24 protein-coding genes are annotated in these 23,075 nt (G+C 71.0%); 15 read left to right on the plus strand and 9 right to left on the minus strand.

Features of this window, described 5'->3' with window-relative positions:
• Position 1: 1 nt before the first annotated feature.
• On the minus strand, positions 2 to 1,240 hold the full coding sequence (locus OHO83_RS31705; RefSeq protein WP_330280081.1) for a glycosyltransferase 87 family protein: 1,239 nt from the start codon (positions 1,238 to 1,240) through the stop codon (positions 2 to 4).
• A gap of 78 nt (positions 1,241 to 1,318) precedes the next feature.
• Here OHO83_RS31705 and OHO83_RS31710 point away from each other — a divergent pair, with 78 nt between their 5' ends.
• A complete protein-coding gene (locus OHO83_RS31710; RefSeq protein WP_329435558.1) occupies positions 1,319 to 2,461 on the plus strand; it encodes a glycosyltransferase family 4 protein in 1,143 nt (380 codons plus the stop codon).
• A gap of 85 nt (positions 2,462 to 2,546) precedes the next feature.
• On the opposite strand, the gene OHO83_RS31715 is transcribed toward OHO83_RS31710, so the two are convergent.
• Positions 2,547 to 4,343, minus strand: a complete 1,797-nt coding sequence (locus OHO83_RS31715; RefSeq protein WP_329435560.1) for an AMP-dependent synthetase/ligase — start codon at positions 4,341 to 4,343, stop codon at positions 2,547 to 2,549.
• 309 nt (positions 4,344 to 4,652) lie between these two features.
• Between OHO83_RS31715 and OHO83_RS31720 the strand changes: the two genes are divergently transcribed.
• The 6 genes from OHO83_RS31720 (at position 4,653) to OHO83_RS31745 (ending at position 9,600) form a co-directional block, all read left to right on the plus strand.
• The gene (locus tag OHO83_RS31720) at positions 4,653 to 5,414 is read left to right on the plus strand and encodes a metallophosphoesterase family protein (protein WP_266669705.1); all 762 of its coding nucleotides are present in this window, start codon (positions 4,653 to 4,655) and stop codon (positions 5,412 to 5,414) included.
• A gap of 80 nt (positions 5,415 to 5,494) precedes the next feature.
• Entirely contained in the window at positions 5,495 to 5,929 is a 435-nt protein-coding gene (locus OHO83_RS31725) for an SRPBCC family protein (RefSeq protein WP_266669703.1), read from the plus strand.
• An 89-nt stretch (positions 5,930 to 6,018) separates the two neighbouring features.
• Positions 6,019 to 7,185, plus strand: a complete 1,167-nt coding sequence (locus tag OHO83_RS31730) for an ArsA family ATPase (protein ID WP_329435562.1) — start codon at positions 6,019 to 6,021, stop codon at positions 7,183 to 7,185.
• 88 nt (positions 7,186 to 7,273) lie between these two features.
• Positions 7,274 to 7,759: a DUF5304 domain-containing protein gene (locus OHO83_RS31735; RefSeq protein ID WP_266669699.1), complete on the plus strand. Its 486-nt coding sequence runs from the start codon at positions 7,274 to 7,276 to the stop codon at positions 7,757 to 7,759.
• 53 nt (positions 7,760 to 7,812) lie between these two features.
• On the plus strand, positions 7,813 to 8,766 hold the full coding sequence (locus OHO83_RS31740; protein WP_100592179.1) for an ROK family glucokinase: 954 nt from the start codon (positions 7,813 to 7,815) through the stop codon (positions 8,764 to 8,766).
• A gap of 75 nt (positions 8,767 to 8,841) precedes the next feature.
• Positions 8,842 to 9,600 (plus strand): endonuclease/exonuclease/phosphatase family protein, encoded by a 759-nt coding sequence (locus OHO83_RS31745; RefSeq protein ID WP_266669696.1) that lies wholly within the window; start codon positions 8,842 to 8,844, stop codon positions 9,598 to 9,600.
• Positions 9,601 to 9,606: 6 nt separating this feature from the next.
• Here OHO83_RS31745 and OHO83_RS31750 read toward each other — a convergent pair whose 3' ends face one another.
• Both OHO83_RS31750 and OHO83_RS31755 read right to left on the minus strand, forming a co-directional pair.
• Entirely contained in the window at positions 9,607 to 10,314 is a 708-nt protein-coding gene (locus OHO83_RS31750; protein ID WP_330280082.1) for a hypothetical protein, read from the minus strand.
• A complete protein-coding gene (locus OHO83_RS31755; RefSeq protein WP_227294266.1) occupies positions 10,307 to 11,086 on the minus strand; it encodes an alpha/beta hydrolase in 780 nt (259 codons plus the stop codon). Before OHO83_RS31755 ends, OHO83_RS31750 begins: the two co-directional genes overlap by 8 nt.
• 165 nt (positions 11,087 to 11,251) lie before the next feature.
• Between OHO83_RS31755 and OHO83_RS31760 the strand changes: the two genes are divergently transcribed.
• The 5 genes from OHO83_RS31760 to OHO83_RS31780 all read left to right on the plus strand — a co-directional run bounded on the left by OHO83_RS31760 (position 11,252) and on the right by OHO83_RS31780 (position 16,327).
• The gene (locus tag OHO83_RS31760; protein ID WP_266676285.1) at positions 11,252 to 12,031 is read left to right on the plus strand and encodes a lysophospholipid acyltransferase family protein; all 780 of its coding nucleotides are present in this window, start codon (positions 11,252 to 11,254) and stop codon (positions 12,029 to 12,031) included.
• Positions 12,032 to 12,088: 57 nt separating this feature from the next.
• On the plus strand, positions 12,089 to 13,318 hold the full coding sequence (gene macS, locus OHO83_RS31765) for a MacS family sensor histidine kinase (RefSeq protein WP_368411450.1): 1,230 nt from the start codon (positions 12,089 to 12,091) through the stop codon (positions 13,316 to 13,318).
• Complete coding sequence (locus OHO83_RS31770; RefSeq protein WP_266669692.1) at positions 13,315 to 14,010, plus strand: response regulator; 696 nt, start codon at positions 13,315 to 13,317, stop codon at positions 14,008 to 14,010. Before macS ends, OHO83_RS31770 begins: the two co-directional genes overlap by 4 nt.
• A 149-nt stretch (positions 14,011 to 14,159) precedes the next feature.
• Positions 14,160 to 15,188 carry a 6-phosphofructokinase gene (locus OHO83_RS31775; RefSeq protein ID WP_266669690.1) on the plus strand — a complete coding sequence of 343 codons (1,029 nt, stop codon included), beginning with the start codon at positions 14,160 to 14,162 and terminating at the stop codon, positions 15,186 to 15,188.
• Positions 15,189 to 15,322: 134 nt separating this feature from the next.
• A complete protein-coding gene (locus tag OHO83_RS31780) occupies positions 15,323 to 16,327 on the plus strand; it encodes a 2-hydroxyacid dehydrogenase (protein WP_266669688.1) in 1,005 nt (334 codons plus the stop codon).
• Here the strand turns inward: OHO83_RS31780 and OHO83_RS31785 are convergent.
• Both OHO83_RS31785 and OHO83_RS47055 read right to left on the minus strand, forming a co-directional pair.
• Positions 16,273 to 18,186 carry an anthranilate synthase family protein gene (locus OHO83_RS31785; RefSeq protein ID WP_330280083.1) on the minus strand — a complete coding sequence of 638 codons (1,914 nt, stop codon included), beginning with the start codon at positions 18,184 to 18,186 and terminating at the stop codon, positions 16,273 to 16,275. The two genes, OHO83_RS31780 and OHO83_RS31785, sit on opposite strands and share 55 nt — an antisense overlap.
• Before the next feature lie 105 nt (positions 18,187 to 18,291).
• Positions 18,292 to 18,378 (minus strand): trp operon leader peptide, encoded by an 87-nt coding sequence (locus OHO83_RS47055; RefSeq protein WP_366123194.1) that lies wholly within the window; start codon positions 18,376 to 18,378, stop codon positions 18,292 to 18,294.
• 70 nt (positions 18,379 to 18,448) lie between these two features.
• Here OHO83_RS47055 and OHO83_RS31790 point away from each other — a divergent pair, with 70 nt between their 5' ends.
• Complete coding sequence (locus OHO83_RS31790; RefSeq protein ID WP_266669684.1) at positions 18,449 to 19,801, plus strand: class II 3-deoxy-7-phosphoheptulonate synthase; 1,353 nt, start codon at positions 18,449 to 18,451, stop codon at positions 19,799 to 19,801.
• A gap of 143 nt (positions 19,802 to 19,944) precedes the next feature.
• A complete protein-coding gene (locus OHO83_RS31795) occupies positions 19,945 to 20,199 on the plus strand; it encodes a (2Fe-2S)-binding protein (RefSeq protein WP_266669682.1) in 255 nt (84 codons plus the stop codon).
• A gap of 39 nt (positions 20,200 to 20,238) precedes the next feature.
• Here OHO83_RS31795 and bfr read toward each other — a convergent pair whose 3' ends face one another.
• Positions 20,239 to 20,718 carry a bacterioferritin gene (gene bfr / locus OHO83_RS31800; RefSeq protein ID WP_116502549.1) on the minus strand — a complete coding sequence of 160 codons (480 nt, stop codon included), beginning with the start codon at positions 20,716 to 20,718 and terminating at the stop codon, positions 20,239 to 20,241.
• Between the two features lie 164 nt (positions 20,719 to 20,882).
• On the opposite strand from bfr, the gene OHO83_RS31805 reads away from it, so the two are divergent.
• Positions 20,883 to 21,515, plus strand: a complete 633-nt coding sequence (locus OHO83_RS31805) for a sulfite oxidase-like oxidoreductase (protein ID WP_266669680.1) — start codon at positions 20,883 to 20,885, stop codon at positions 21,513 to 21,515.
• Positions 21,516 to 21,539: 24 nt separating this feature from the next.
• Here the strand turns inward: OHO83_RS31805 and OHO83_RS31810 are convergent, their stop codons facing one another.
• Together OHO83_RS31810 and OHO83_RS31815 are read right to left on the minus strand one after the other, a co-directional pair.
• Positions 21,540 to 22,094 (minus strand): DUF4396 domain-containing protein, encoded by a 555-nt coding sequence (locus OHO83_RS31810; RefSeq protein WP_330280084.1) that lies wholly within the window; start codon positions 22,092 to 22,094, stop codon positions 21,540 to 21,542.
• An 80-nt stretch (positions 22,095 to 22,174) separates the two neighbouring features.
• Positions 22,175 to 23,050 (minus strand): deoxyribonuclease IV, encoded by an 876-nt coding sequence (locus tag OHO83_RS31815; protein ID WP_329435567.1) that lies wholly within the window; start codon positions 23,048 to 23,050, stop codon positions 22,175 to 22,177.
• Positions 23,051 to 23,075: the final 25 nt, after the last annotated feature.

Raw genomic sequence — 23,075 nt, forward strand, 5'->3', positions numbered from 1 at the left:
GTCATGACGTGAGCAGGGTCTCGTCGCGGGCCGCCCGGGCAGGGGGCGCCTGTTCGCGCGTCCGCGGCTCGGTGACCGTCTGCCGCCACAGGCGCCGGGCGGCGGTGAGGGTGGCGGAGACCAGCAGGCCGTTGCGTACGAGGATCAGGGCGAGGCCGAGTCCGTCGCCGTACACGACGTGTCCGAAGCCGAGCGGGAACTCCAGGAACGTCACGAGGGACGCCGCCACGACCAGGCAGGCCGGCGGCGTCATCCGGCTCGCGGAGAACACGGTCGACACCGCGGCCAGACCGGTCAGCCACAGCATGTACTGCGGGCTGATCACCCGGCTCGTCGTCGTGAACAGCAGCACGGCGACGAACGCCGCGTCCGCGAGCGTCCCCGGCGCCCAGGCCCGCGCCCTCAGCCGCCACATCAGGAGCCAGGCGAACGCGAGCAGCGTCAGCACCTGCGCGACCACGCTCACGACGTCCACGTAGGGGCCGAGGAACTCCATCGAGCCGTAGTTCAGCCCGACGGAACCCGGCCAGCCGAACTGCCGCGCCACGTGGAACACCAGCGCGCCGAGCGACTCGACCTCCGTGCCGCGGTCGCGCTGGGAGGTGACGAAGTCGAGTGCGCCCGGCATCGCCCCCGCGAAGGCGACGACCAGAGCGCCGGCGGTGAGGGCCGCGCTGCCCCAGGAAACCCGCGTGACACGGCCGCGGCGGGTCCCGAGGAGGAGGAGCAGGGGCCACACCTTCAGCAGCGCGCCGAGCCCCGTGAGCGCCCCCATGACGCGCGGATGCCGGGCCCCGGCCAGCAGCGCGGCCCCCGCGACCGCCGTGACCATGACGTCGTAACGGGCGTACGCGGTCGGACCGAGCAGCGGTACGCCCGCGACCCACACCCACGCCCCGCGCCACGACCTGCCGGGCCGCCCGCCCGCGTGCACGAGGAGACCGAAGGTGAGCGCGTCGGAGAGGAGAGCGAGCACGAAGAACGCGGTGGCGTAGGACAGGAACGGCAGGAGGGCGGGGGAGAGGATCGCGCCCGCGGCGGCGGGCGGGTACTGCCACGTGACGTCGTCCAGCGGGAACGTGCCCGTGCGCAGGACCCCGTACCAGTTGCGGTAGATGACGGAGACGTCGCTCGTCACGTCGGGACCCGGGACCGTGATCACCTTCAGGACGCACAGGAGGAGCAGCGCCCTGGTCGCGGCCCACACCAGCACCGCGGGGACCGGGATTCTCGGCATCATTCGGGCCATGATGCCGGGCAGAACTGTGCAGGGGCCATGAAGCACGGCCAACCGGCGCGTTAGGTACTGTCGGCGGCGATGCACAAGACCCTGATCGTGACCAACGACTTCCCGCCCAGGCCCGGTGGCATCCAGGCGTTCCTGCACAACATGGCGCTCCGCCTGGACCCCGAGCAGCTCGTCGTCTACGCCTCCACCTGGAAGCGCACCCGGGAGGGCGTCGAGGCGACCGCCGCCTTCGACGCCGAGCAGCCCTTCACCGTCGTGCGCGACCGTACGACGATGCTGCTGCCGACGCCCCGCGTCACCCGGCGCGCGGTGGGCCTGCTCAAGGAGCACGGCTGCACGTCGGTGTGGTTCGGCGCGGCCGCCCCGCTCGGCCTGATGGCTCCGGCGCTGCGCAGGGCCGGTGCCCGGCGCCTGGTGGCCACCACGCACGGGCACGAGGCCGGCTGGGCGCAACTGCCCGCGTCCCGCGGGCTCCTGCGCCGCATCGGAGAGTCGACGGACACGATCACGTATCTCGGCGAGTACACGCGGTCGCGGATCGCCACCGCCCTGACGCCCGCCGCGGCGGGCCGGATGGTGCAGCTGCCGCCGGGTGTGGACGAGAAGACGTTCCACCCCGGCTCCGGCGGCGACCTGGTGCGCGAGCGGCTCGGACTGACCGACCGGCCCGTCGTCGTGTGCGTCTCGCGGCTCGTGCCGCGCAAGGGGCAGGACACCCTGATCCTCGCGATGCCGCGGATCCTGGCGGCCGTCCCGGACGCGGTGCTGCTCGTCGTGGGCGGCGGCCCGTACGAGAAGGAGCTGCGCAAGCTCGCCGCGGAGACGGGCGTCACCGACTCGGTGCGCTTCACGGGGGCCGTGCCGTGGTCGGAGCTGCCCGCGCACTACGGGGCGGGCGACGTGTTCGCCATGCCGTGCCGGACCCGGCGCGGGGGCCTCGACGTCGAGGGGCTCGGCATCGTCTACCTGGAGGCGTCGGCGACGGGCCTGCCGGTCGTCGCGGGCGACTCCGGCGGCGCGCCGGACGCGGTGCTCGACGGGGAGACGGGCTGGGTCGTGAAGGGCGGCGACGCGGAGGACTCCGCGGACCGGATCATCACGCTCCTCGGCGACGCGGAACTGCGGCGGCGCATGGGGGAGCGGGGGCGCGAGTGGGTCGAGGAACGCTGGCGGTGGGATCTGCTCGCCGAGCGGCTGCGCGGGCTGTTGTGACGCTGAACGCCGGACGGGCTGGATGATCCATCCAGCCCGTCCGGCGTTCGAGGACAGGGACGCGGGGGCTGAGCCCCCGCAGGACTCAGCCCCGGTAGATCGCTTCGATCTCGTCGGCGTAGTCCTTCGCCACCACGTTCCGCTTGAGCTTCAGGGACGGCGTCAGGTGGCCCGACTCCTCCGTGAACTGGGTCGGCAGGATGCGGAACTTGCGCACCGACTCCGCCTTGGAGACCGCCGCGTTGCCGTCGTCCACGGCATCCTGGATCGCCGCGAGGAGGTCCGCGTCGTCCCGCAGGGACACCGCGGTCGAGTCGGCCGGCTTGCCGTGTTCGGCGGCCCAGCGGCCGAGGAACTCGTCGTCGACCGTGACGAGCGCGCCGACGAAGGGGCGCCCGTCGCCGACGACCATGCACTCGGCGACCAGGGCGTGCGCACGGATGCGGTCCTCGATGACGGCCGGGGCGACGTTCTTGCCGCCCGCCGTCACGATGATCTCCTTCTTGCGGCCGGTGATCCGGAGGTAGCCGTCCTCGTCGAGCGTGCCGATGTCGCCCGTGTGGAACCAGCCGTCGGCCAGCGCCTCCTCGGTCGCGGCCTCGTTGTTCCAGTAGCCCGAGAACAGGTGCTCGCCGTGCAGCAGCACCTCGCCGTCGTCGGCGATCCGGACGACGGAACCCGGCAGCGGCTGGCCGACCGTGCCGATCTTCTGCCGGTCCCACGGGTTGAAGGCGGTGGCGGCGCAGGACTCGGTCAGGCCGTAGCCCTCGAGGACCGTGAAGCCGATGCCGCGGAAGAAGTGGCCGAGGCGCTCGCCGAGCGGGGCGCCGCCGGAGATCGCGTACTCGCCGCGGCCGCCGAGGACGGCGCGCAGCTTGGAGTAGACGAGCTTGTCGAACGTCTTGTACTTCAGCTTCAGACCGATGGACGGGCCCTTGGGCGTGTCCAGGGCGCGGCTGTACTCGATGGCCGTGTCGGCCGCCTTGTCGAAGATCTTGCCCTTGCCGTCGGCCTGCGCCTTGGCGCGCGCCGAGTTGTAGACCTTCTCGAAGACGCGCGGCACACCCAGGATCAACGTCGGCCGGAACGCGGCCAGTTCATCGGTGAGGTGCTTGATGTCGGGGGCGTGGCCCAGCTTGATCGGGGCCATCAGCGAGGCGACCTCGACCAGGCGGCCGAAGACGTGCGCGACGGGCAGGAAGAGCAGCACCGAGCACTCGCCCGTACGGAAGAGGGGCTTGAGGCGCTCGACCACGTTCCCGCACTCGGCGAAGAAGCTGCGGTGCGTGAGGACGCAGCCCTTGGGGCGGCCCGTGGTGCCCGAGGTGTAGACGATCGTCGCCGGGTCGTCGGCCTTCGCGACGGCGCTGCGCTCGTCGACGGTCACCTCGGAGACTCCGGCGCCCGCGCGCTCCAGCTCCTGGACGCCGCCGGCGTCGATCTGCCAGACGTGCGCGAGGCCGGGGAGGCTGTCGCGCACGGACTCGACGGTGGCCTCGTGCCCGGCGCTCTCGACCACGCAGGCCACGGCGCCGGAGTCGCCGAGGATCCACTGGATCTGCTCGGCCGAACTGGTCTCGTACACCGGGACGGTGATCGCGCCTGCGCTCCAGATCGCGAAGTCGAGGAGCGTCCACTCGTAGCGGGTACGGGACATCAGGCCGACCCGGTCGCCCGGCTGCACGCCGGAGGCGATCAGGCCCTTGGCGGCGGACCGCACCTCCGCGAGGAAGGTGGTGGCAGTGACGTCCTGCCAGGTGCCGTTCACCTTGCGGGCGATGACGGCGACGTCAGGGTGCTGCGCGGCGTTTCTGCGGACGATGTCGGTCAGGTTGCCGTCCGCGGGGACCTCGTACAGGGCCGGAAGGCTGAACTCGCGCAAGACTGCTGCTCCTCATAGGGCACCGGCGCCACGGCATTGTGTGAGTCGACGATGCGGTCCAAGGTCGGGCAGGTGCTCAGCTGCTGAAGCAGTGGTAGTTCCAGTGGTTGAAATGCTGAGCACTACTGGACTGCCCGGACGTTACCCACCGGTACTGCTTTTCCGGTAGGGGGTCCAGGCCAGATGTTCGCTGCGTCACACGCCGTGTAACTGCTCCGCCGACCCTAGTCCACCCGATCGGAGAATAGGAAGTAACCGCAGGTCCGGCCCCCTCTACCCACGATTCCCACACAGTTCTAGGGTGATCGCATGCGCGTACATGTGGTCAGCGATGTGCACGGAAACTCCACAGACCTCGCCCGGGCGGGAGACGGGGCGGACGCCCTCGTCTGCCTCGGTGACCTGGTGCTCTTCCTCGACTACGCAGATCATTCGCGTGGCATCTTCCCGGACCTGTTCGGTGTGGAGAACGCGCACCGCATCGTCGAGCTGCGCACCGCCCGCCGCTTCGAGGAGGCACGTACGTTCGGCGCCGGGCTGTGGGCCGGGATCGATCGCGGGACCGCCATCGAGACGGCGGTGCGCAAGCAGTACGCCGAGCTCTTCGCGGCGTTCCCCACACCGACGTACGCCACCTACGGCAACGTCGACATCCCGCACCTGTGGTCCGAGTACGCCGGATCAGGCACCACCGTCCTCGACGGCGAGCGCGTCGAGATCGGAGGCCTCGTCTTCGGCTTCGTCGGCGGCGGACTGCGCAGCGCCATGCGCACCCCGTACGAGATCAGCGACGAGGAGTACGCCGCCAAGATCGAGGCCGTCGGGGAGGTCGACGTGCTGTGCACTCATATCCCGCCGGATGTCCCCGACCTCGTCTACGACACCGTCGCGCGCCGCTTCGAGCGCGGCAGCCGCGCCCTCCTGGAGGCGATCCGGCGCACCCGGCCCCGGTACTCCCTGTTCGGCCACGTCCACCAGCCGCTCGTCCGCCGCATGCGGATCGGGGCGACGGAGTGCGTCAATGTCGGCCACTTCGCGGGTTCGGGCAGGCCCTGGGCCCTGGAGTGGTGACAGCGCCGCCGCCGCTGCGCGGTAGCCTTCACGCGATACACACCACCCCTCAGCGGACCGCATCTGGAGGAGCCACCGCGATGGCGGAACACACCAGCTCGAGCATCACGATCGAGGCGGCACCGGCCGATGTCATGGGGGTGATCGCCGACTTCACCCGCTACCCCGACTGGACGGGAGAGGTGAAGGAGGCCGAGGTCCTCGCCACGGACGGCGCGGGCCGCGCCGAGCAGGTGCGACTCGTCATGGACGCAGGAGCGATCAAGGACGACCAGACCCTGGCCTACACCTGGACCGGGGACAACGAGGTCTCCTGGACCCTCGTCAAGTCCCAGATGCTGCGCTCCCTCGACGGCACGTACCTCCTCAAGCCGTCCGGCACGGGCACCGAGGTCACCTACCGCCTCACGGTCGACGTCAAGATCCCCATGCTCGGCATGATCAAGCGCAAGGCCGAGAAGGTCATCATCGACCGCGCCCTCGCCGGCCTGAAGAAGCGCGTGGAGACGAAGTAGCTTCCGGCACCCCCGTCCGGCGGTCCGCTGTCTCCGTCCGTCCGCCGGCCGGCCGGGGGCCACCTGCGCCCCAGGTAGCCTCACACCCCATGCGCACCGTTCTGGTAACCGGCCCCGGCGGCTCCGGCCGGACCACCGCCGCCGCGGCCACGGCCCTGACCGCCGCCCGCCGCGGAGCCCGCACCCTCGTGCTCTCGGCGGACCCCACGGACACCCTCGGCGCCGCCCTCGCCGGCCCTACGGGCGCGGCGCCGACGTCCGTCGAACCCGGTCTCACCGCGATACGTCTCGCCCCGGCGGACCGCTTCCGCGAGGACCTCGCCGGCCTCCAGGAAAAGACCGCGTCCGCCCTCGACCTCCTGGGCGCCACCCGCCTCGACGCCGAGGAACTCACCCCGCTTCCCGGCAGCCACGAGCTCGCCCTGCTCCGCGCCCTGCGCGACAGCGCCCACGGTCCCTACGACCTCGTCGTCGTCGACCTTCCCCCGGCGCCGCAGGCCCTCGCCCTGCTCGCCCTGCCGGAACAGCTGCGCCGCTACCTGCGCCGCCTGCTCCCCCCGGAACGCCAGGCCGCCCGCGCCCTGCGCCCCCTCCTCGGCCGCATCGCCGGCGTCCCCATGCCGGCGGAGTGGCTGTACGAGACGGCGGACCGCTGGGACACCGAACTCGCCGCCGCCCAGGCCGTCATCGAGGACCCGCACACGACCGTGCGTCTCGTCGCCGAACCCACGCCCGCCGCGGCCGACGCCCTGCTCACCACGACCACCGCTCTCGCCCTGCACGGCCTGCGCGCCGACGCGCTGCTCGCCTCCCGTGTGCTCCCCGACGGCTCGACCGACCCGTGGCTCACCGACGCCGCCGCCCGCCAGCGCAAGGTCGTCGCCACCTGGCAGGGCACGTACGACGTGCATGAGCTGCCCCATCTGGGCCGTGACCCGCGCGGCGCCGACGACCTGGCCGCGCTCGGCGCACCGCCGGTCCCGCCCGCGCCGGCCGTGACCGCCTGGCCCGTCGAGGACCGCATCGCCGACGAGGGCGTCCTCGTGTGGCACCTGCCGCTGCCCGGCACCGTCCGCGAGGATCTCGGACTGGTGCGGCGCGGCGACGAACTCGTCGTCACCGCCGGACCGCTGCGCCGCATCGTGGCCCTGCCGTCGGCACTGCGCCGCTGCACCGTCGCCGGCGCCGGCCTGCGCGACGGCGTCCTGCGCATCAGGTTCACCCCCGACCCCGACCTGTGGCCGCGGGCACGGTGAACGGACTACCGCCGTTCGGGTAACGTCGAAGGTACGCACCCTCCTGGTACGCACCCACCCATATACGTTCTCGCAGGAGTCAGCCGCCATGAGCGACGCCACCGAGCAGCCCGCACCCGAGGCCGACGCCGACGCCTGGGAGAAGGCGTGCGCCGAGGACCTCGCGGAGGAGAAGGCCCGCCGCCGTGCCGAGTACGGGCCCCCGCCCGGCTCGGCCGCCGAGGAGCTGCGCAAGCTCGTCGACGCCGTCGCCGAGAAGCTGTCGGGGCTCCAGACGCCCCTCCTCGGCGCGGTCGCGCAGGGCACCGCGCAGCAGGTCGTCAACCAGGTCGTCAAGCAGGCGAAGGCGGCCGTCGAGCCGGTCGTCGAGCGCAACCCCGAGGTCTTCGACCACCTCGCGGCCGCGGGCAACGAGCTGCTCGCCGCCTACCGCTCCGCCGTCGAGCGCCAGGAGCAGCGCTGGACCCAGCGCTCGTCGGGCGCCCAGGCCGGACGGGCCGCCGGGGACGACACGGACCCCCGTGACGAGGGCCCCGAGGGGCCTTCAAAAGGTGAACACATCGACCTCGACTGAGAGCCGCTCGGGTACGGTGGGCCGTAGCGGGGCTCGACCGAACTGAGGGATTCATGGGACTCACCATCGGCGTCGACATCGGCGGCACAAAGATCGCGGCCGGCGTGGTCGACGAGGAAGGCAACATCCTCTCGACGTTCAAGGTGCCGACTCCCAGCACGTCCGAGGCCATCGTTGACGCGATCGCCTCGGCCGTCGAGGGCGCACGGGCAGGACACGAGATCGTCGGCGTGGGCATCGGCGCCGCCGGATACGTCAACCGCCAGCGCTCCACGGTCTACTTCGCGCCCAATATCGACTGGCGCCAGGAGCCACTGAAGGAAGAGGTCGAGAAGCGGGTCGGCCTCCCGGTCGTCGTCGAGAACGACGCGAACGCGGCCGCCTGGGGCGAATACAAGTTCGGCGCGGGCAAGGGCCACCGGAACGTCATCTGCATCACGCTCGGCACCGGCCTCGGCGGCGGCATCATCATCGGCAACAAGCTGCGCCGCGGCCACTTCGGCGTGGCCGCCGAGTTCGGCCACATCCGGATGGTCCCGGACGGTCTGCTGTGCGGCTGCGGCAGCCAGGGCTGCTGGGAGCAGTACGCCTCCGGCCGCGCGCTCGTCCGTTACGCCAAGCAGCGCGCCAACGCGACCCCGGAGAACGCGGAGTTCCTGCTCTCCCTGGGCGACGGCACCCCGGACGGCATCGAGGGCAAGCACATCTCCATGGCCGCCCGCCAGGGTGACGCCGTGGCCGTCGACTCGTACCGCGAGCTGGCCCGCTGGGCCGGCGCAGGCCTCGCCGACCTGGCCTCGCTGTTCGACCCGTCCGCGTTCATCGTCGGCGGCGGGCTCTCGGACGAGGGCGAGCTCGTCCTCGACCCGATCCGCAAGTCCTACAAGCGCTGGCTGGTCGGCGGCAACTGGCGCCCGGTGGCGGACGTCATCGCGGCCCAGCTCGGCAACAAGGCGGGCATGGTCGGGGCAGCGGACCTGGCACGGGAGCCCGACCCGATCATGTGACACCGGCTGCTTCAGCCACCGAGCGCCCGCCGTTTCCCCGGAGAAACGGCGGGCGTTCGTCGTATCTTGATCGTCATGGTCACCGGATCACTCCCCAACTCCCGCACCGAACCCGACGGTTCGGCCGTCGTCCGGGTGCTCAGCTACAACATCCGCTCGATGCGTGACGACACCGCCGCGCTCGCCCGCGTCATCGCGGCCTGCGCCCCCGACCTGGTCCTGATCCAGGAGGCGCCCCGCTTCTTCCGCTGGCGCAAGAAGCTCGCCCGGCTCGCGGCCGCCTCGGACCTGGTGATCCTCTCGGGCGGCGCGAGCGCGGCGGGCCCGGCGCTGCTCTGCTCCCTGCGCGCCACCGTCGAGCGCACCGAGGACGTCCTGCTGCCCCTCACCCCCGGACTGCACCGGCGCGGCTTCGCGACCGCCGTCGTCCGCTTCGGCGACGCCAGGATCGGCGTACTGAGCTGCCATCTGAGCCTGCAGAAGGACGAGCGGTACGCGCAGGGCGGGATGCTCCTCGACCGGCTCGCGGCGCTCGGCGTCGAGCACGCCGTCGCCGGCGGTGACCTCAACGAACGCCCCGGCGGCCGCACGTTCCGGCGCCTCGCCGAGGCTCTCCAGGACGCCTGGGCCACGAAGCCGTGGCTCGGCGAGTACACCTCGACACCGGCCGACCCGCGCCAGCGCATCGACGCCATCCTCGCGACACGGGGCGTCGAGGTCCTCGGCTGCGGGGTCCCGGTGGGCATGCCGGGGGTGAGCGAGGACGACCTGAGGGCGGCCACGGACCATCTGCCGGTCCTGGCCGCCCTCAGGGTTCCCGCCGCGCGGGGGTGACGCGGGTCAGACGACCGCGCCGCGCCCCGGATCGTCGTCGTCATCGTCGCCCTGCATCCGCATCACGAGCGTGCCGAAGCCGCCGAGGAAGCCGCCGACGCAGACCGTCGTGAGCCACCACGTCATCTGCCAGCCGAGCAGCACGGCCAGCAGCATCAGGACCGGGCCGCCGATCACGGCGAGCCAGGCGAACTTGGCGGTGACGTCCGCCTCGGGCAGCGGCGGGGGCTCCGGGGGCACGAAGTGGCCCTCGTCGTCCGCGTCGCTGTCCGACGGCTCGGCCGGCCGGTGGTCGCGGGGGCCGCCGCCGACGCCGGGTGCGAAGGAGACCGAGGAGCCGAGCGGCGTCGCCGGCTTGTCGGCCTTGCCCGCGCCGGGCTCCGAGCTCTTCGTCCCCGAGCTGTTCGTCTCGGAGCCGTCCCCGTCGAATTCGGGCAGGGCCAGGTCCTCGATCGACTTGAACGGCCTGGCGCCCGGCGGATCCGGCGGCTCCTCGCCGTACCCGGCGACGATGGCGGCCCAGGCGGCGTCCTCGTCCACGGGCTCGCCGGCGTCCCCGGAGGCTGCGGCCGCGTCCGCGCCGGGCTGCTGCTCCTTGCCGAGCTGCGCCGGGCCGCCGGGCAGCGCCGTGCCCGACGCCGCCGGCTCGGCGGACGCGTCCTCCGGCTCGCGGCTCTCGTCGCCGGCGGGCTCACGTCGGTCCTGCTCAGCCACCGGTGGCCGTCCCTTCCTTACCGACACTGGGGGCGAGCCGGCCGATGAACGCATAGCTCTCGTCGAAGATCCGGTCCGCATCATGGTCCAACGTCGCGACGTGGTAGCTCTGTTCCAGCAGGATCTCCTCGACGTCCGTGGACGAGATCCGGCTGAGGACGCGGGCCGAGTCGACGGGCGGCACCACATGGTCCTGGGTGCTGTGCAGGACCACCAACGGCTGTGTCACCTGCGGCAGTTCACGGTCGACGATACGGAAGAAGTTCCGCAGGGAGTGCGCGGCGTGCAGCGGCACCCGGTCGTACCCGATCTCCGACGAGCCCTCCTTCGCGATGTCGCTGGCGATCCCCTTCGTCGAGCGCACGAGATGCCGGGCCACCGGGAGGGCGTGCGCGGCGAGGCCGTGCACCTTGTTCCCCGGGTTCACCAGGACCAGGCCCGCCACCTCGTCCCCGTGCTTCGCCGCGAGCCGCAGCGCGAGGGCGGCGCCCATCGACAGACCGAAGACGAAGACCTGGGAGCACCGGTCCAGCAGCTCGCGCAGGGCGCGGTCCACCTCCGCGTACCAGTCCTGCCAGCCGGTGACCTGCATGTCCTCCCAGCGCGTGCCGTGACCGGGCAGCAGGGGGAGCGACACGGTGAGCCCGCGCTCGGCGAGGTACTCCGCCCAGGGGCGCAGCGACTGCGGGGAACCGGTGAAACCGTGACAGAGGAGGACGCCGACCTCTCCGCCCTCGTGGCGGTACGGCTCGGCTCCAGGAATGACCGGCACCTTCGGTCTCCTGTTCATGAGAGGGGGATCGCCCAGGACTGCGGGGCTTACTTCACCGTACGCGACCGTGCTGACACCGACCAGGGTCGTCGGGCCTCGGAGCTGCGGCGCGGGTTAAGGTCTCATCCACGGACGAAGGAAGGCAGTGGGTTGATCTACGGCGCAATGAAGGTGGCCATCGGAGGGCCGCTGAAGCTCGGCTTCAGGCCCTGGGTGGAGGGCCTCGAGAACATTCCCGCCGAGGGTCCCGCCATCCTGGCCAGCAACCACCTGTCCTTCTCGGACTCCTTCTTCCTGCCGGCGGTGCTCGACCGCAAGGTCACCTTCATCGCGAAGGCCGAGTACTTCACGACGCCGGGTGTGAAGGGCAAGCTCACGGCGGCGTTCTTCAAGGGCGTCGGCCAGCTCCCCGTGGACCGCTCCGGTTCGCGCGGTGCGGGCGAGGCCGCCATCAAGAGCGGCATAGAGGTCCTGGAGCGCGGCGAGCTCTTCGGCATCTACCCGGAGGGCACCCGCTCGCCCGACGGCCGTCTGTACCGCGGCAAGCCCGGCGGCCTCGCGCGCGTGGCGCTCGCCACCGGCGCGCCCGTCCTCCCGGTCGCGATGATCGACACCGAGAAGATCCAGCCCCCCGGCAAGGTCCTGCCCAAGCTGATGCGCCCCGGCATCCGCATCGGCAAGCCCCTCGACTTCGGCCGCTACCAGGGCATGGAGCACGACCGGTTCGTGCTGCGGGCCCTGACCGACGAGGTCATGTACGAAATCATGAAGCTCTCCGGCCAGGAGTACGTCGACATGTACGCGACCGCCGCCAAGCGGCAGATCGCGGACGCGGCGAAGGCCGAGGCCAAGGCGGAGAAGGAAGCCAGGGCGGAGAGGGAAGCCCTGGCCGAGAAGGAAGCCAAGGAGAACAAGGGCGGCGGCGTGGAACGGCCGGCCTCCTAGCCGCGTCGTCGTTCTGGGAGCGGACGTTCCGGGAGCCGCAGTTCGGGGGGTGGGTGCGTGGCCAGGCGCGAACGCGTGACGAGGATGTCCGTCGAGCAGCCGCTGTGGCGCGCGCTGACGGCGTACCGGCTGCTGACGATGCTGTACGCGATCGGCCTGTTCGTCACGGCGCAGGACAGGTTCGATCGCCCCTGGGTGGCGATCGGCTACTTCGTGGTCCTGGTCGTGTGGACCCTTGCCACGCTGCCGCGTGTCGCGAACGCCGCGAGCTGCACCAAGCGCTTCCTCACCGCCGACCTGATCGTCGCGCTCGCCGGCATCCTGCTCACGCCGGTCGCCGTCGAGCACAGCCGGATCGTGGCCGGCGGCCCGACCCTGCCGTCGATCTGGACGGCCGGCGCGGTCCTCGCGTACGCGGTCAAGGGCGGCTGGCGGTGGGCCGCGTTCGCCTCGCTGCTCGTCGGCGTCGCGAACGTGGTGCAGCGCGGCGCCTTCAGCCGCGACACCCTCCACAACGTCCTGCTCGTGTGCATCGCGTCGATCGCCATCGGCTACGTCGTCGAGGTGGCCCGCGCCTCCGAGCGCACCCTCGCCCGGGCCCTGGAGATCGAGGCGGCCACCCGTGAGCGGGAGCGGCTCGCCCGCGACATCCACGACGGCGTGCTCCAGGTCCTCGCCATGGTGCAGCGCCGCGGCACCGCGCTGGGCGGCGAGGCCGCCGAGCTCGGCAGGATGGCCGGCGAGCAGGAGGTCGCCCTGCGCACCCTGGTCGCCGGTGGTCTCGTGCCCGCCTCGCGTGCCTGCGAGGACGCCTCGCAGGGTGCGCTCGTGCGGGCCGTGGAAGAGCCGGACGACCTGCCCGGCGCGTCGGCGCCCCGCGATCTGAGGTCACTGCTCGCGCCGCACGCCGGGGCGCGGGTGAGCTTCGCCGAGCCGGGCGCCCCGGTGTTCCTGCCGCCGGTCGCGGCGAAGGAACTGGCGGCGGCTGTCAGTGCCGCCCTGGACAATGTGCGCAGGCACGCGGGGGCGGACGCCCGGTCCTGGATCCTCGTCGAGGACGAGCCCGACGCCGTGATCGTGACGGTGCGGGACGACGGACCCGGCATCCCGGAAGGGCGTCTCGCGCAGGCCGAGGGGGAGGGGCGGCTCGGTGTCGCCCAGTCCATCCGCGGCCGGCTGCGGGACATCGGCGGCACGGCCGAGCTGATCTCGGTGCCGGGACAGGGCACCGAGGTCGAACTGAGAGTTCCGAAGGTTTCACGGGGGAAGGCGGGATCGGGAAGATGACCGAGCAGCAGCGGGAGGGCGCCGCCGCAGGCGCGATCAGGGTCATGGTGGTCGACGACCACCCGATGTGGCGCGACGCCGTCGCGAGGGACCTCGCCGAGGCGGGTTTCGACGTGGTGGCCACCGCGGGCGACGGCGAGCAGGCGGTGCGTCGGGCCGGCGCCGCCGCGCCCGACGTCCTCGTACTGGACCTGAACCTGCCGAAGAAGCCCGGCGTGCAGGTCTGCAAGGAACTCGTCGGCGCCGACCCCGCCCTGCGCGTCCTGGTCCTGTCGGCGAGCGGGGAGCACGCCGACGTCCTGGAGGCGGTGAAGTCCGGCGCCACCGGTTACCTGCTCAAGTCGGCGTCGACCGAGGAGCTGACCGACGCGGTGCGCCGCACGGCCGCCGGCGACCCCGTCTTCACCCCGGGGCTCGCGGGCCTCGTCCTCGGCGAGTACCGGCGCCTGGCCTCCGAACCCGCGTCCGCCGCGGGCGCCGGCGAGCCCAAGGCCCCGCAGCTCACCGAGCGCGAGACCGAGGTCCTGCGCCTGGTCGCCAAGGGCCTGAGCTACAAGCAGATCGCCGAACGGCTCGTCATCTCGCACCGCACCGTGCAGAACCACGTGCAGAACACCCTGGGCAAGCTTCAGCTGCACAATCGCGTGGAGCTCGTCCGGTACGCCATCGAGCGCGGCCTCGACGACGCGTAACCGCTCCGAGCCTCCTGAAGGATCACCACACAAAGGTCAACTCCCACACTCTTGAACGGAATTCACCCTTCGCGTGCTGCCGAAGTGACGTGGATCACTATTAGCGTGACCCGTGTCAGCTCACAGTGCTGTGGCGAAGGGACATTTCCATGCGGGTCGGAGTACTGACCGGAGGCGGCGACTGCCCCGGGCTCAACGCCGTCATCCGTGGCATCGTCCGCAAGGGCGTGCAGGAGTACGGCTATGACTTCGTCGGCTTCCGGGACGGCTGGCGCGGGCCGCTGGAAGGCGACACCGTACAACTCGACATCCCGGCCGTGCGCGGCATCCTGCCCCGCGGCGGCACCATCCTCGGCTCCTCGCGCACCAACCCCCTCAAGGTCGAGAACGGCATCCGCCGCATCAAGGAGACCCTCGCCAAGGAGGAGGTCGGGGCGCTCATCGCGATCGGCGGCGAGGACACCCTCGGCGTCGCCGCCCGCCTCACCGACGAGTACGGCGTGCCCGTCGTCGGCGTACCGAAGACCATCGACAACGACCTGTCCGCCACCGACTACACCTTCGGCTTCGACACGGCCGTCGGCATCGCGACCGAGGCCATCGACCGGCTGCACACCACCGCCGAGTCCCATATGCGGGTCCTGGTCTGCGAGGTCATGGGCCGCCACGCGGGCTGGATCGCGCTCCACTCGGGACTCGCGGGCGGGGCCAACGTCATCCTCATCCCTGAGCAGCGCTTCGACGTCGACCAGGTCTGCGCCTGGGTCACCTCTCGTTTCAAGGCCTCGTACGCCCCGATCGTCGTCGTCGCCGAGGGCGCCATGCCCAAGGACGGGCAGATGGTCCTCAAGGACGGGACGCTCGACTCCTTCGGGCACGTCCGTCTCTCCGGAGTCGGCGAATGGCTGGCCAAGGAGGTCGAGCGGCGCACGGGCAAGGAGGCCAGAACCACGGTCCTCGGCCACATCCAGCGCGGCGGCACCCCCAGTGCCTTCGACCGCTGGCTCGCCACCCGCTTCGGGCTGCACGCCATCGAGGCCGTGCGCGACCGCGACTTCGGGAAGATGGTCGCGCTGCGCGGCACGGACATCGTCCGGGTGCCGATCGCCGAGGCGACCGCCCGGCTGAAGACGGTCGATCCCGCGCTGTACGAGGAGGTCGGGGTCTTCTTCGGCTGAGGCGCGAGGCCGGGGCGACGCCGGGGGTGGGGCGGGGCGAGACCCTCCCACTCCCGGGTGTCACGGGGTTGCCCGGCCCGTATATTCGCCGTAACCGGCACACACGACGCGATACGGAAGAAACGGGTGCAGTCGTGGAGATCCTCGCATTCGGCGTGCAGTCCGACGAGAAGCCCCTCATGGAGAAGGCGTTCGCGGGCCATCACGAGGTCCGCTGCCTGGATGTCTTCCTCAACGAGGACACGGCCCCCATCGCGGCCGGCTACGAGATCATCTCCACCAGCGTCAACGCCACCCTGAACAACCGCGTCCTGCAGACCCTCGCCGCCGGCGGCACGCATCTGATCGCCCAGCGCTCCACGGGCTTCAACAACATCGACCTCGAGGTCGCCGAGCGCCTCGGCCTGACCGTCGCCCGCGTCTCGTACTACTCGCCGTACTCCGTGGCCGAGTTCGCCTGGACCCTCGCGATGGCCGTCAACCGCCGCATCGTCCGTGCCTCCAACCGCACCCGCGACTTCGACTTCAGGCTCGACGGGCTGATGGGCCGCGACCTGCGCGGCCGCACCGTGGGCGTCCTCGGCACCGGCAAGATCGGCGAGGCGTTCACCCGGATCGCCCACGGCTTCGGCATGAAGCTCCTCGGCTGGGACATCACCGAGAACCCGGCCTGCGTCGAACTCGGCATGAAATACGTCGACAAGGAGCGCCTCTTCACCGACGCCGACCTGATCAGCCTGCACGTACCCCTGCTCCCCGCCACGGAGCACCTCGTCGGCAGCGCCGCCCTGCGCACCATGAAGGACGACGCGATCCTGGTGAACTCCAGCCGCGGCGGCCTCATCGACACCAAGGCGCTCGTCTCCGAGCTGCGCGAGGGCCGCTTCACGGGCGTCGGCCTCGACGTGTACGAGGCCGAGGCCGGGCTCTTCTTCCTCGACAAGTCGCTCGACGTCGTCGAGGACGACACCCTGGCCCGCCTCGTCACCTTCCCGAACGTCCTGGTCACGTCCCACCAGGCGTACTACACCCTGGACGCGGTGAGCCAGATCATCGAGACCACGGTGGCCAACGTCCTCGACTATCAGGCGGGCCGGCGCTCCGAGAACGTCCTCGTGCCCTCCGCACCCAGGAGCTGACCCAGCAGCTCCCGCACGACGTCCGCCCCGCGCAGCGACAGCACCGACTCCGGGTGGAACTGGACCCCCGCCACTGCATTCTTTGGCGCGCCTCCGGCACGACCCGGCCCGCGCAGCGCGTGCACCTCGCCGCTCGCCGCGTCCCGGCTCACCTCGACGCCGTGCGCGGCCAGCTCCATCGCCGCGTCGTCGTCGCAGCGCGCCACGAAGCTGTTGTAGAACCCGACGGTCTCGGCCCGCCCGAACAGATCGACGTCCGTCTGCGCGCCCTGGTACGGCACCTCCTTGCGGACGATCTCAAGCCCCAGCTCGGCCGCGATCAGCTCATGGCCGAGGCACACGCCGAGCACGCCGTGCCGGTGATCACGCAGCACCTCGGCGGTCAGCGCGCGCAGGAAACGCATCTTCGGATCCGTCTCGTCGGAGGGGTTGCCGGGCCCGGGGCCCAGGACGACAGGGCCCTCGTGGGCGAGCACGGCGTCCCGCAGCCCCGGCTCGTCGTAGCGCCGCACGGAGACCGTGAGGCCCGACGACCGCAGCAGATGCGCCAGCATCGCCGTGAACGTGTCCTCGGCGTCCACCACGAGCGCGTGCCCCTCCAGGGCCGCGGCTTTCTCCTGCATCCGCAGCCAGAACGGCGCCAGCGCGGCCCGCCGTCCGTCGAGCGCCGACTGCACCCGCGGGTCGTCGGCGAGCGCGGGCCGCACGCCCTCGCCGCGTGGCCGCCCGGGCCGTACCCCCAGCGCGGCCAGCACCCCGGCCGCCTTCGCGTGCGTCTCCTGGACCTCGCTCGCCGGGTCGGAGCCGCGCACCAGGGTCGCCCCGACCGGCACCCGCAGCTTCCCGTCCGCGTCGATGTCGGCCGTACGGATCAGGATCGGGGAGTCCAGGGTCTGCGCCCCGCCCGCGTCCCGTCCGACCAGCGCGAGCGCCCCCGCGTAATAGCCGCGCCCACCCACTTCGTGCCGCTCGATCACCCGGCAGGCGTTCTGCACAGGCGACCCCGTGACGGTCGCCGCGAACATGGTCTCCTTCAGCACCTCGCGCACGTCCAGCGAGGACCGGCCCCTCAACTCGTACTCCGTGTGAGCGAGATGGGCCATCTCCTTCAGGCGCGGGCCGATCACGACCCCGCCCATGTCGCCGACCGTGCACATCATCTTGAGCTCCTCGTCGACGACCATCGACAGCTCCTCGATCTCCTTGCCGTCGGCGAGGAAATCCAGCAGGTGCTCGGGCGTCGGGCCCTCGGCCGGGTAGCGGTACGTTCCGCTGATCGGGTTCATCACGACCGTGCCGCCGCTCATCCGCACATGCACCTCAGGGCTCGCCCCGACCAGCGTCCGCGCGCCCGTATGCACGACGAACGTCCAGTAGGCGCCCCGCTCCCCGGCGAGCAGCCGCCGGAACAGCGAGAGCGCGTCCGCCCGGCCGAACCCGCGGATCGCGCCTTCGTACGTCCGCCGGATCACGAAGTTCGCGCCCTCGCCCTGCCCGATCTCCTCGCGCAGGACCCGCTCCACGATGTCCGCGTACGCCGCGTCGTCCACGTCGAAGCCTCCGTCCGACACGCGGACGTCATGGGCCGGCAGCTGCGCGAGGACGTCCGCCAGCGGCAGCTCGTACGTCTGGTCGGGGGTGAGCACCACGAGCGGGGTGCCGTCGTCGTGGACGTCGAAGCCGCGCTCCCTGATCTGCCGGAACGGCACGAGGGCGAGGCCCTCCGGGATGTCGGCGAGTCGCTCGTAGGTGTTCACGGGGCCGACCAGGAGTTCCACGATGTCGTGGTCGTGGCCGGGTGCGCGGCGGCGCAACAGGGCGAAGGGACGGTCGTCGTGCAGCAGCTCGGACAGATCCATGGCGTGTGATTCCTCTTCCGGACTCCGGTTGCGGAGAGGAACGGCCAGGTCCCGGAAAACACTGAAGGCCGCCCTCGGGCGGCCTTCGCTTCGCTGTACGCGCAGTCAGTGGGCCGCTGGGTGAGCGGTCCACCACCAGTTACGGGTCGTGTGCGCGAACATGAGCGGCACCCTACCCGATGGGCAGCTCATCTGTGGACGACGCGTCTCAAAGGGTGAGCGGTCGGCTGGACAGGCCACCTGACCCCGTAATGTTGAGGACGTGACCGTGAACGCTAAGACCAGCGCAAGCGCTGGCAACACCTGGCGAGACCTGCCCGCGGCGCAGCAGCCCGAGTACCCCGATGCCGAGGCTCTGCGCGATGTGATCGCGGAGCTCGAGTCGTATCCGCCGCTCGTCTTCGCGGGCGAGTGCGACCAGCTGCGCGCCCGACTGGCTTCCGTCGCCAAGGGAGAGGCGTTCCTCCTCCAGGGCGGCGACTGCGCCGAGGCCTTCGACGCCGTGTCGGCCGACCACATCCGCAACAAGCTCAAGACGCTGCTCCAGATGGGTGCCGTCCTCACGTACGCGGCCTCCGTGCCCGTCGTGAAGGTGGGCCGTATCGCGGGGCAGTACTCCAAGCCGCGCTCCAAGGGCACCGAGACCCGTGACGGCGTGACCCTGCCGACGTACCGCGGCGACTCGGTCAACGGCTTCGCCTTCAACGAGAAGGCCCGCATCCCGGACCCCGAGCGCCTGAAGCGGATGTACAACGCGTCCGCCTCCACGCTCAACCTGGTGCGCGCCTTCACCACCGGCGGCTACGCCGACCTGCGCCAGGTGCACGCCTGGAACCAGGACTTCGTGAAGTCGTCCCCGTCCGGCCAGCGCTACGAGCAGCTGGCGCGCGAGATCGACAACGCGCTGAACTTCATGCGTGCCTGCGGCACCGACCCGGCCGAGTTCCAGACGGTCGAGTTCTACGCCTCCCACGAGGCGCTGCTCCTCGACTACGAGTCGGCGCTGACCCGCGTGGACTCGCGTACGGGCAACCTGTACGACGTGTCGGGCCACATGGTGTGGATCGGTGAGCGCACCCGTCAGCTCGACGGCGCGCACATCGAGTTCGCCTCGAAGATCCGCAACCCGATCGGCATCAAGCTCGGCCCGACGACGACGGCCGAGGACGCGCTGCAGTACATCGAGCGCCTCGACCCGGACCGCGAGCCCGGCCGCCTGACCTTCATCGTCCGCATGGGCGCCGACAAGGTCCGCGACAAGCTCCCGGAGCTGGTCGAGAAGGTCACCGCCTCCGGCGCGACCGTCGCGTGGATCACCGACCCGATGCACGGCAACACGTACGAGGCGGCCTCGGGCCACAAGACCCGCCGCTTCGACGACGTGCTCGACGAGGTCAAGGGCTTCTTCGAGGTCCACAAGGGCCTCGGCACCCACCCGGGCGGCATCCACGTCGAGCTCACCGGTGACGACGTCACCGAGTGCGTGGGCGGCGGCGACGAGATCTTCGTCGACGATCTGCACCAGCGCTACGAGACGGCCTGCGACCCGCGCCTGAACCGCAGCCAGTCCCTCGACCTGGCGTTCCTGGTGGCGGAGATGTACCGCGACCAGTGATCTTGCAGCACATCGCCGTGGGGCGCGGATCACATCGATCCGCGCCCCACGGCACTTTTGTGCTCCGGACCCGGCGGGTAAGGTTAGGTTAGCCTCACCGTTCATTGGGGCGGGAGCAAGGAACCGGTCCTGATCGTTGGGAGGTGAACCGCGTGTACGTCTGCAGCTGCTTCGGTGTGACCGAGGACCAGGTCAAGAAGCAGGCGGACAGCGGTGCGTGCACCCCCCGCCAGATAGCGTCGGCCTGCAAGGCCGGCACGGACTGCGGCTCGTGCGTACGCCGCATCCAGGCGCTGCTCGGCCGTGGGAGCTGCCCGCGCCGCGAGCTGGTCGAGCAGGGAAGGCCCGCCCTGACGGCCGACCCGAACGCCCTCGTGGACCTTCCTGACGCCGCCTGAGGCTCCGCCCGGCCGAGCGTGGCCGCTCTAGCTGTCCGGCTAGCTGTCCGGCTGCTCGATCTGCTGGGCCAGATACAGCGCCTCACCGAGACTCTCGATCAGCTCCAGCTGCGTGTCGAGGTAGTCGATGTGGTGCTCTTCGTCCTCCAGGATGTCCTCGAAGATCCGCGCCGACGTCACATCGCCCTTGGCCCGCATGACGTCGATGCCGCGCTTGAGGCGGTCGATCGCCTCGACCTCGACCTGACGGTCGGCCTGGAACATCTCCGTGACGGTCTGCCCGACCCGTACGTGGAAGAGCCGCTGGTAGTTCGGCAGGGCATCGAGGAAGAGAATCCGCTCCGTCAGCCGGTCCGCGTGCTTCATCTCGTCGATGGACTCTGCGCGGGTGTACTTCGCGAGCTTGGTCCAACCGTTGTTGTCCTGGATCCGGTAGTGGAGCCAGTACTGGTTGATGGCCGTCAGCTCGCCCGTGAGCTGCTCGTTGAGGAATTCGATGACCTCGGGGTCGCCCTGCATCGCAGAGGCTCCTTCCACGTGATGGACTCGGCAGATTTCGCGCATCCTCGCACCGGCACCGAAAACCGTCCAGTAAGTGCACGCTTAGTAGGAGTTGCCCTTTTCGGAGGTGGCGGGGCTCTCGCTGGTCACGGCCACTGCCCGGGGTCTGTCAGGATGGAGGCATGGGTCAGCCGGTGGGTCGCGAGTCTGGGGGAGCAGTGCAGTCGGAGCTTCCACCGGGACAGCGTCTCCAGCGGGGCTGGCCGGTCACCCACTACGGCCCGGTTCCCAAGTTCCGCCCCGAACGCTGGGAGTTCAGGGTCTTCGGCGCCACCGCCGACGGGGACAAGCGCTGCTGGACCCACGAGGAGTTCTCCGCCCTGCCGTACGGCACGGTCGTGGCCGATCTGCACTGCGTCACCAAGTTCAGCATGCTCGGCGCGGAGTGGGGCGGCGTGCCGGCCGCGACGATTCTCGAGCTGGCGCCGCCCGCGCCCGCCGTCACCCATGTGATGGTCTGGGCCGAGTACGGGTTCAGCGCGAATCTCCGCCTCGAGGACTTCGCTGCCGACCGCACGATCTTCGCCACCCACAAGGACGGCGAACTCCTCACCGCGGAACACGGCTTCCCGCTTCGCCTCGTGGTGCCCCATCTGTACGCCTGGAAGGGCCCGAAGTGGGTCCGCGGCGTCGAGTACATGACGGCCGACCGCCGCGGCTTCTGGGAGGAGCGCGGCTATCACAACGTCGGCGACCCCTGGCGGGAGCAGCGCTACTCGTACCAGGAAGAGCCCGGGGACGGCCCCGAGCTCTGAGTCCTGGCGCTTTCGTACGGTCCGTCAGTGGTGGTACCGGTGCACCACCGCGTGGCCCTTGCCGCGGCCGATCATCCACTTGTTGACCGGCGTGGTCACCACGAAGGCGATGGCCAGTGAGACCGCAAGCGCGCCCCAGAACAGGCCGTCCGACAGATGGGCGTCCATCGCGTTCGGCCACAGCGCGATCACGCCGTTGTCGATCAGCTCCATGACGGCGATGGACAGGGTGTCCGCGGCGAGCGCGACCCGGAACGCGGTCCTGAAGTCGACGCCGGCCTTCAGGACGCTGCGCAGCGTGAGCGAGTAGCCGAAGAAGAACGCGAGCACGATCGCCAGGATCATCGTCGGCGTGTTGCCCCAGCCGAGCGCCGTGCCGATCACCATGCCGAGGACCTCGCCGATGGCGCATCCCGCGAGGCAGTGGAGGGTCGCCTGCGCGGCCATGGACCAGCTGACCTTGCCGAGGCCGTGCCCGGCGTGGGCGTGATCGGTGCGGGTGTGACCGGCGTGTTCGTGCTGCTCGTGGTCTGCGTGCTGGTCGTGCTGCTCGTGTCCGGCGTGCGTCTCGTGCTGCATGAGTTCCCCCAACGTCAGAGAGCGGTTCCTGTCGCTGACAAGAACCGTATACCCCCTGGGGGTATTCCTCAAGCGATCTCCTAGCCCTTCCGCAGCTCCTTCAGACGGGCCACGTCCGTCGCGTGGCCCGCCTTGCCGCCGGGGGTCTCGATGATCAGCGGCACGTTCTCGGTCGCCGGGTGGGCCATCAGCGCGCGGAACGGCTCGGCGCCGATGTGGCCGGAGCCGATGTTCTCGTGGCGGTCCTTGTGCGCCCCGGCGACGTCCTTGGAGTCGTTGGCGTGGATCAGCTTGAGGCGGCCCTCGCCCACGGTGTCCACCAGCAGGTCCAGGGTCTGGTTCATGCCGGCGGGGCCCGTCAGGTCGTGGCCCGCCGCGAAGATGTGGCACGTGTCCAGACAGACACCCAGCTTCGGATGCGCGTCCAGCGCGTCGAAGTACGGCCCGAAGTCCCAGGTCCGCGAGCACAGCGAAGAGCCCTGGCCCGCCGTCGACTCCAGGAGGAGGTACGGGTCGTCGTCATGGGTCAGCTCGTCGAGGAGCGGCAGCATCCGCTCACGCACCTGCGCGAGCGCCACCTCCCGCGCACGGCCGCCGGTCGCCGAACCCGTGTGCACGACGACGCCGAGCGCGCCTATCTCCCGGGCCCGGCGCAGCGAGTGCCGCAGCGACTCCACGGACTTCTCCACGGTCGCCTCGGTGTGCGAGCCGAAGTTGATCAGGTAGGGCGCGTGGACGTACGCCGGGATGTCCTCGGCGGCGCAGGCCGCGCGGAACGCCTCGTCCTGTTTCGGATTGCCGGGCGGCGTCGCCCAGCCGCGCGGGTTGGCGACGAAGACCTGGACGGTCTCGGCGCCGAGCTCGCGCGCGTACGAAAGCCCTACGGAGGCCAGGCCGCCGGCGACGGGGACATGGCCGCCGACCGGGTTACGGGATGCGGTGTCGGTGCTGCTCACCCGTCAAGGGTGGCACGCGCGCGTG

Origin of the sequence: Streptomyces sp. NBC_00569, from assembly GCF_036345255.1 — a bacterium.
Classification (GTDB): domain Bacteria; phylum Actinomycetota; class Actinomycetes; order Streptomycetales; family Streptomycetaceae; genus Streptomyces.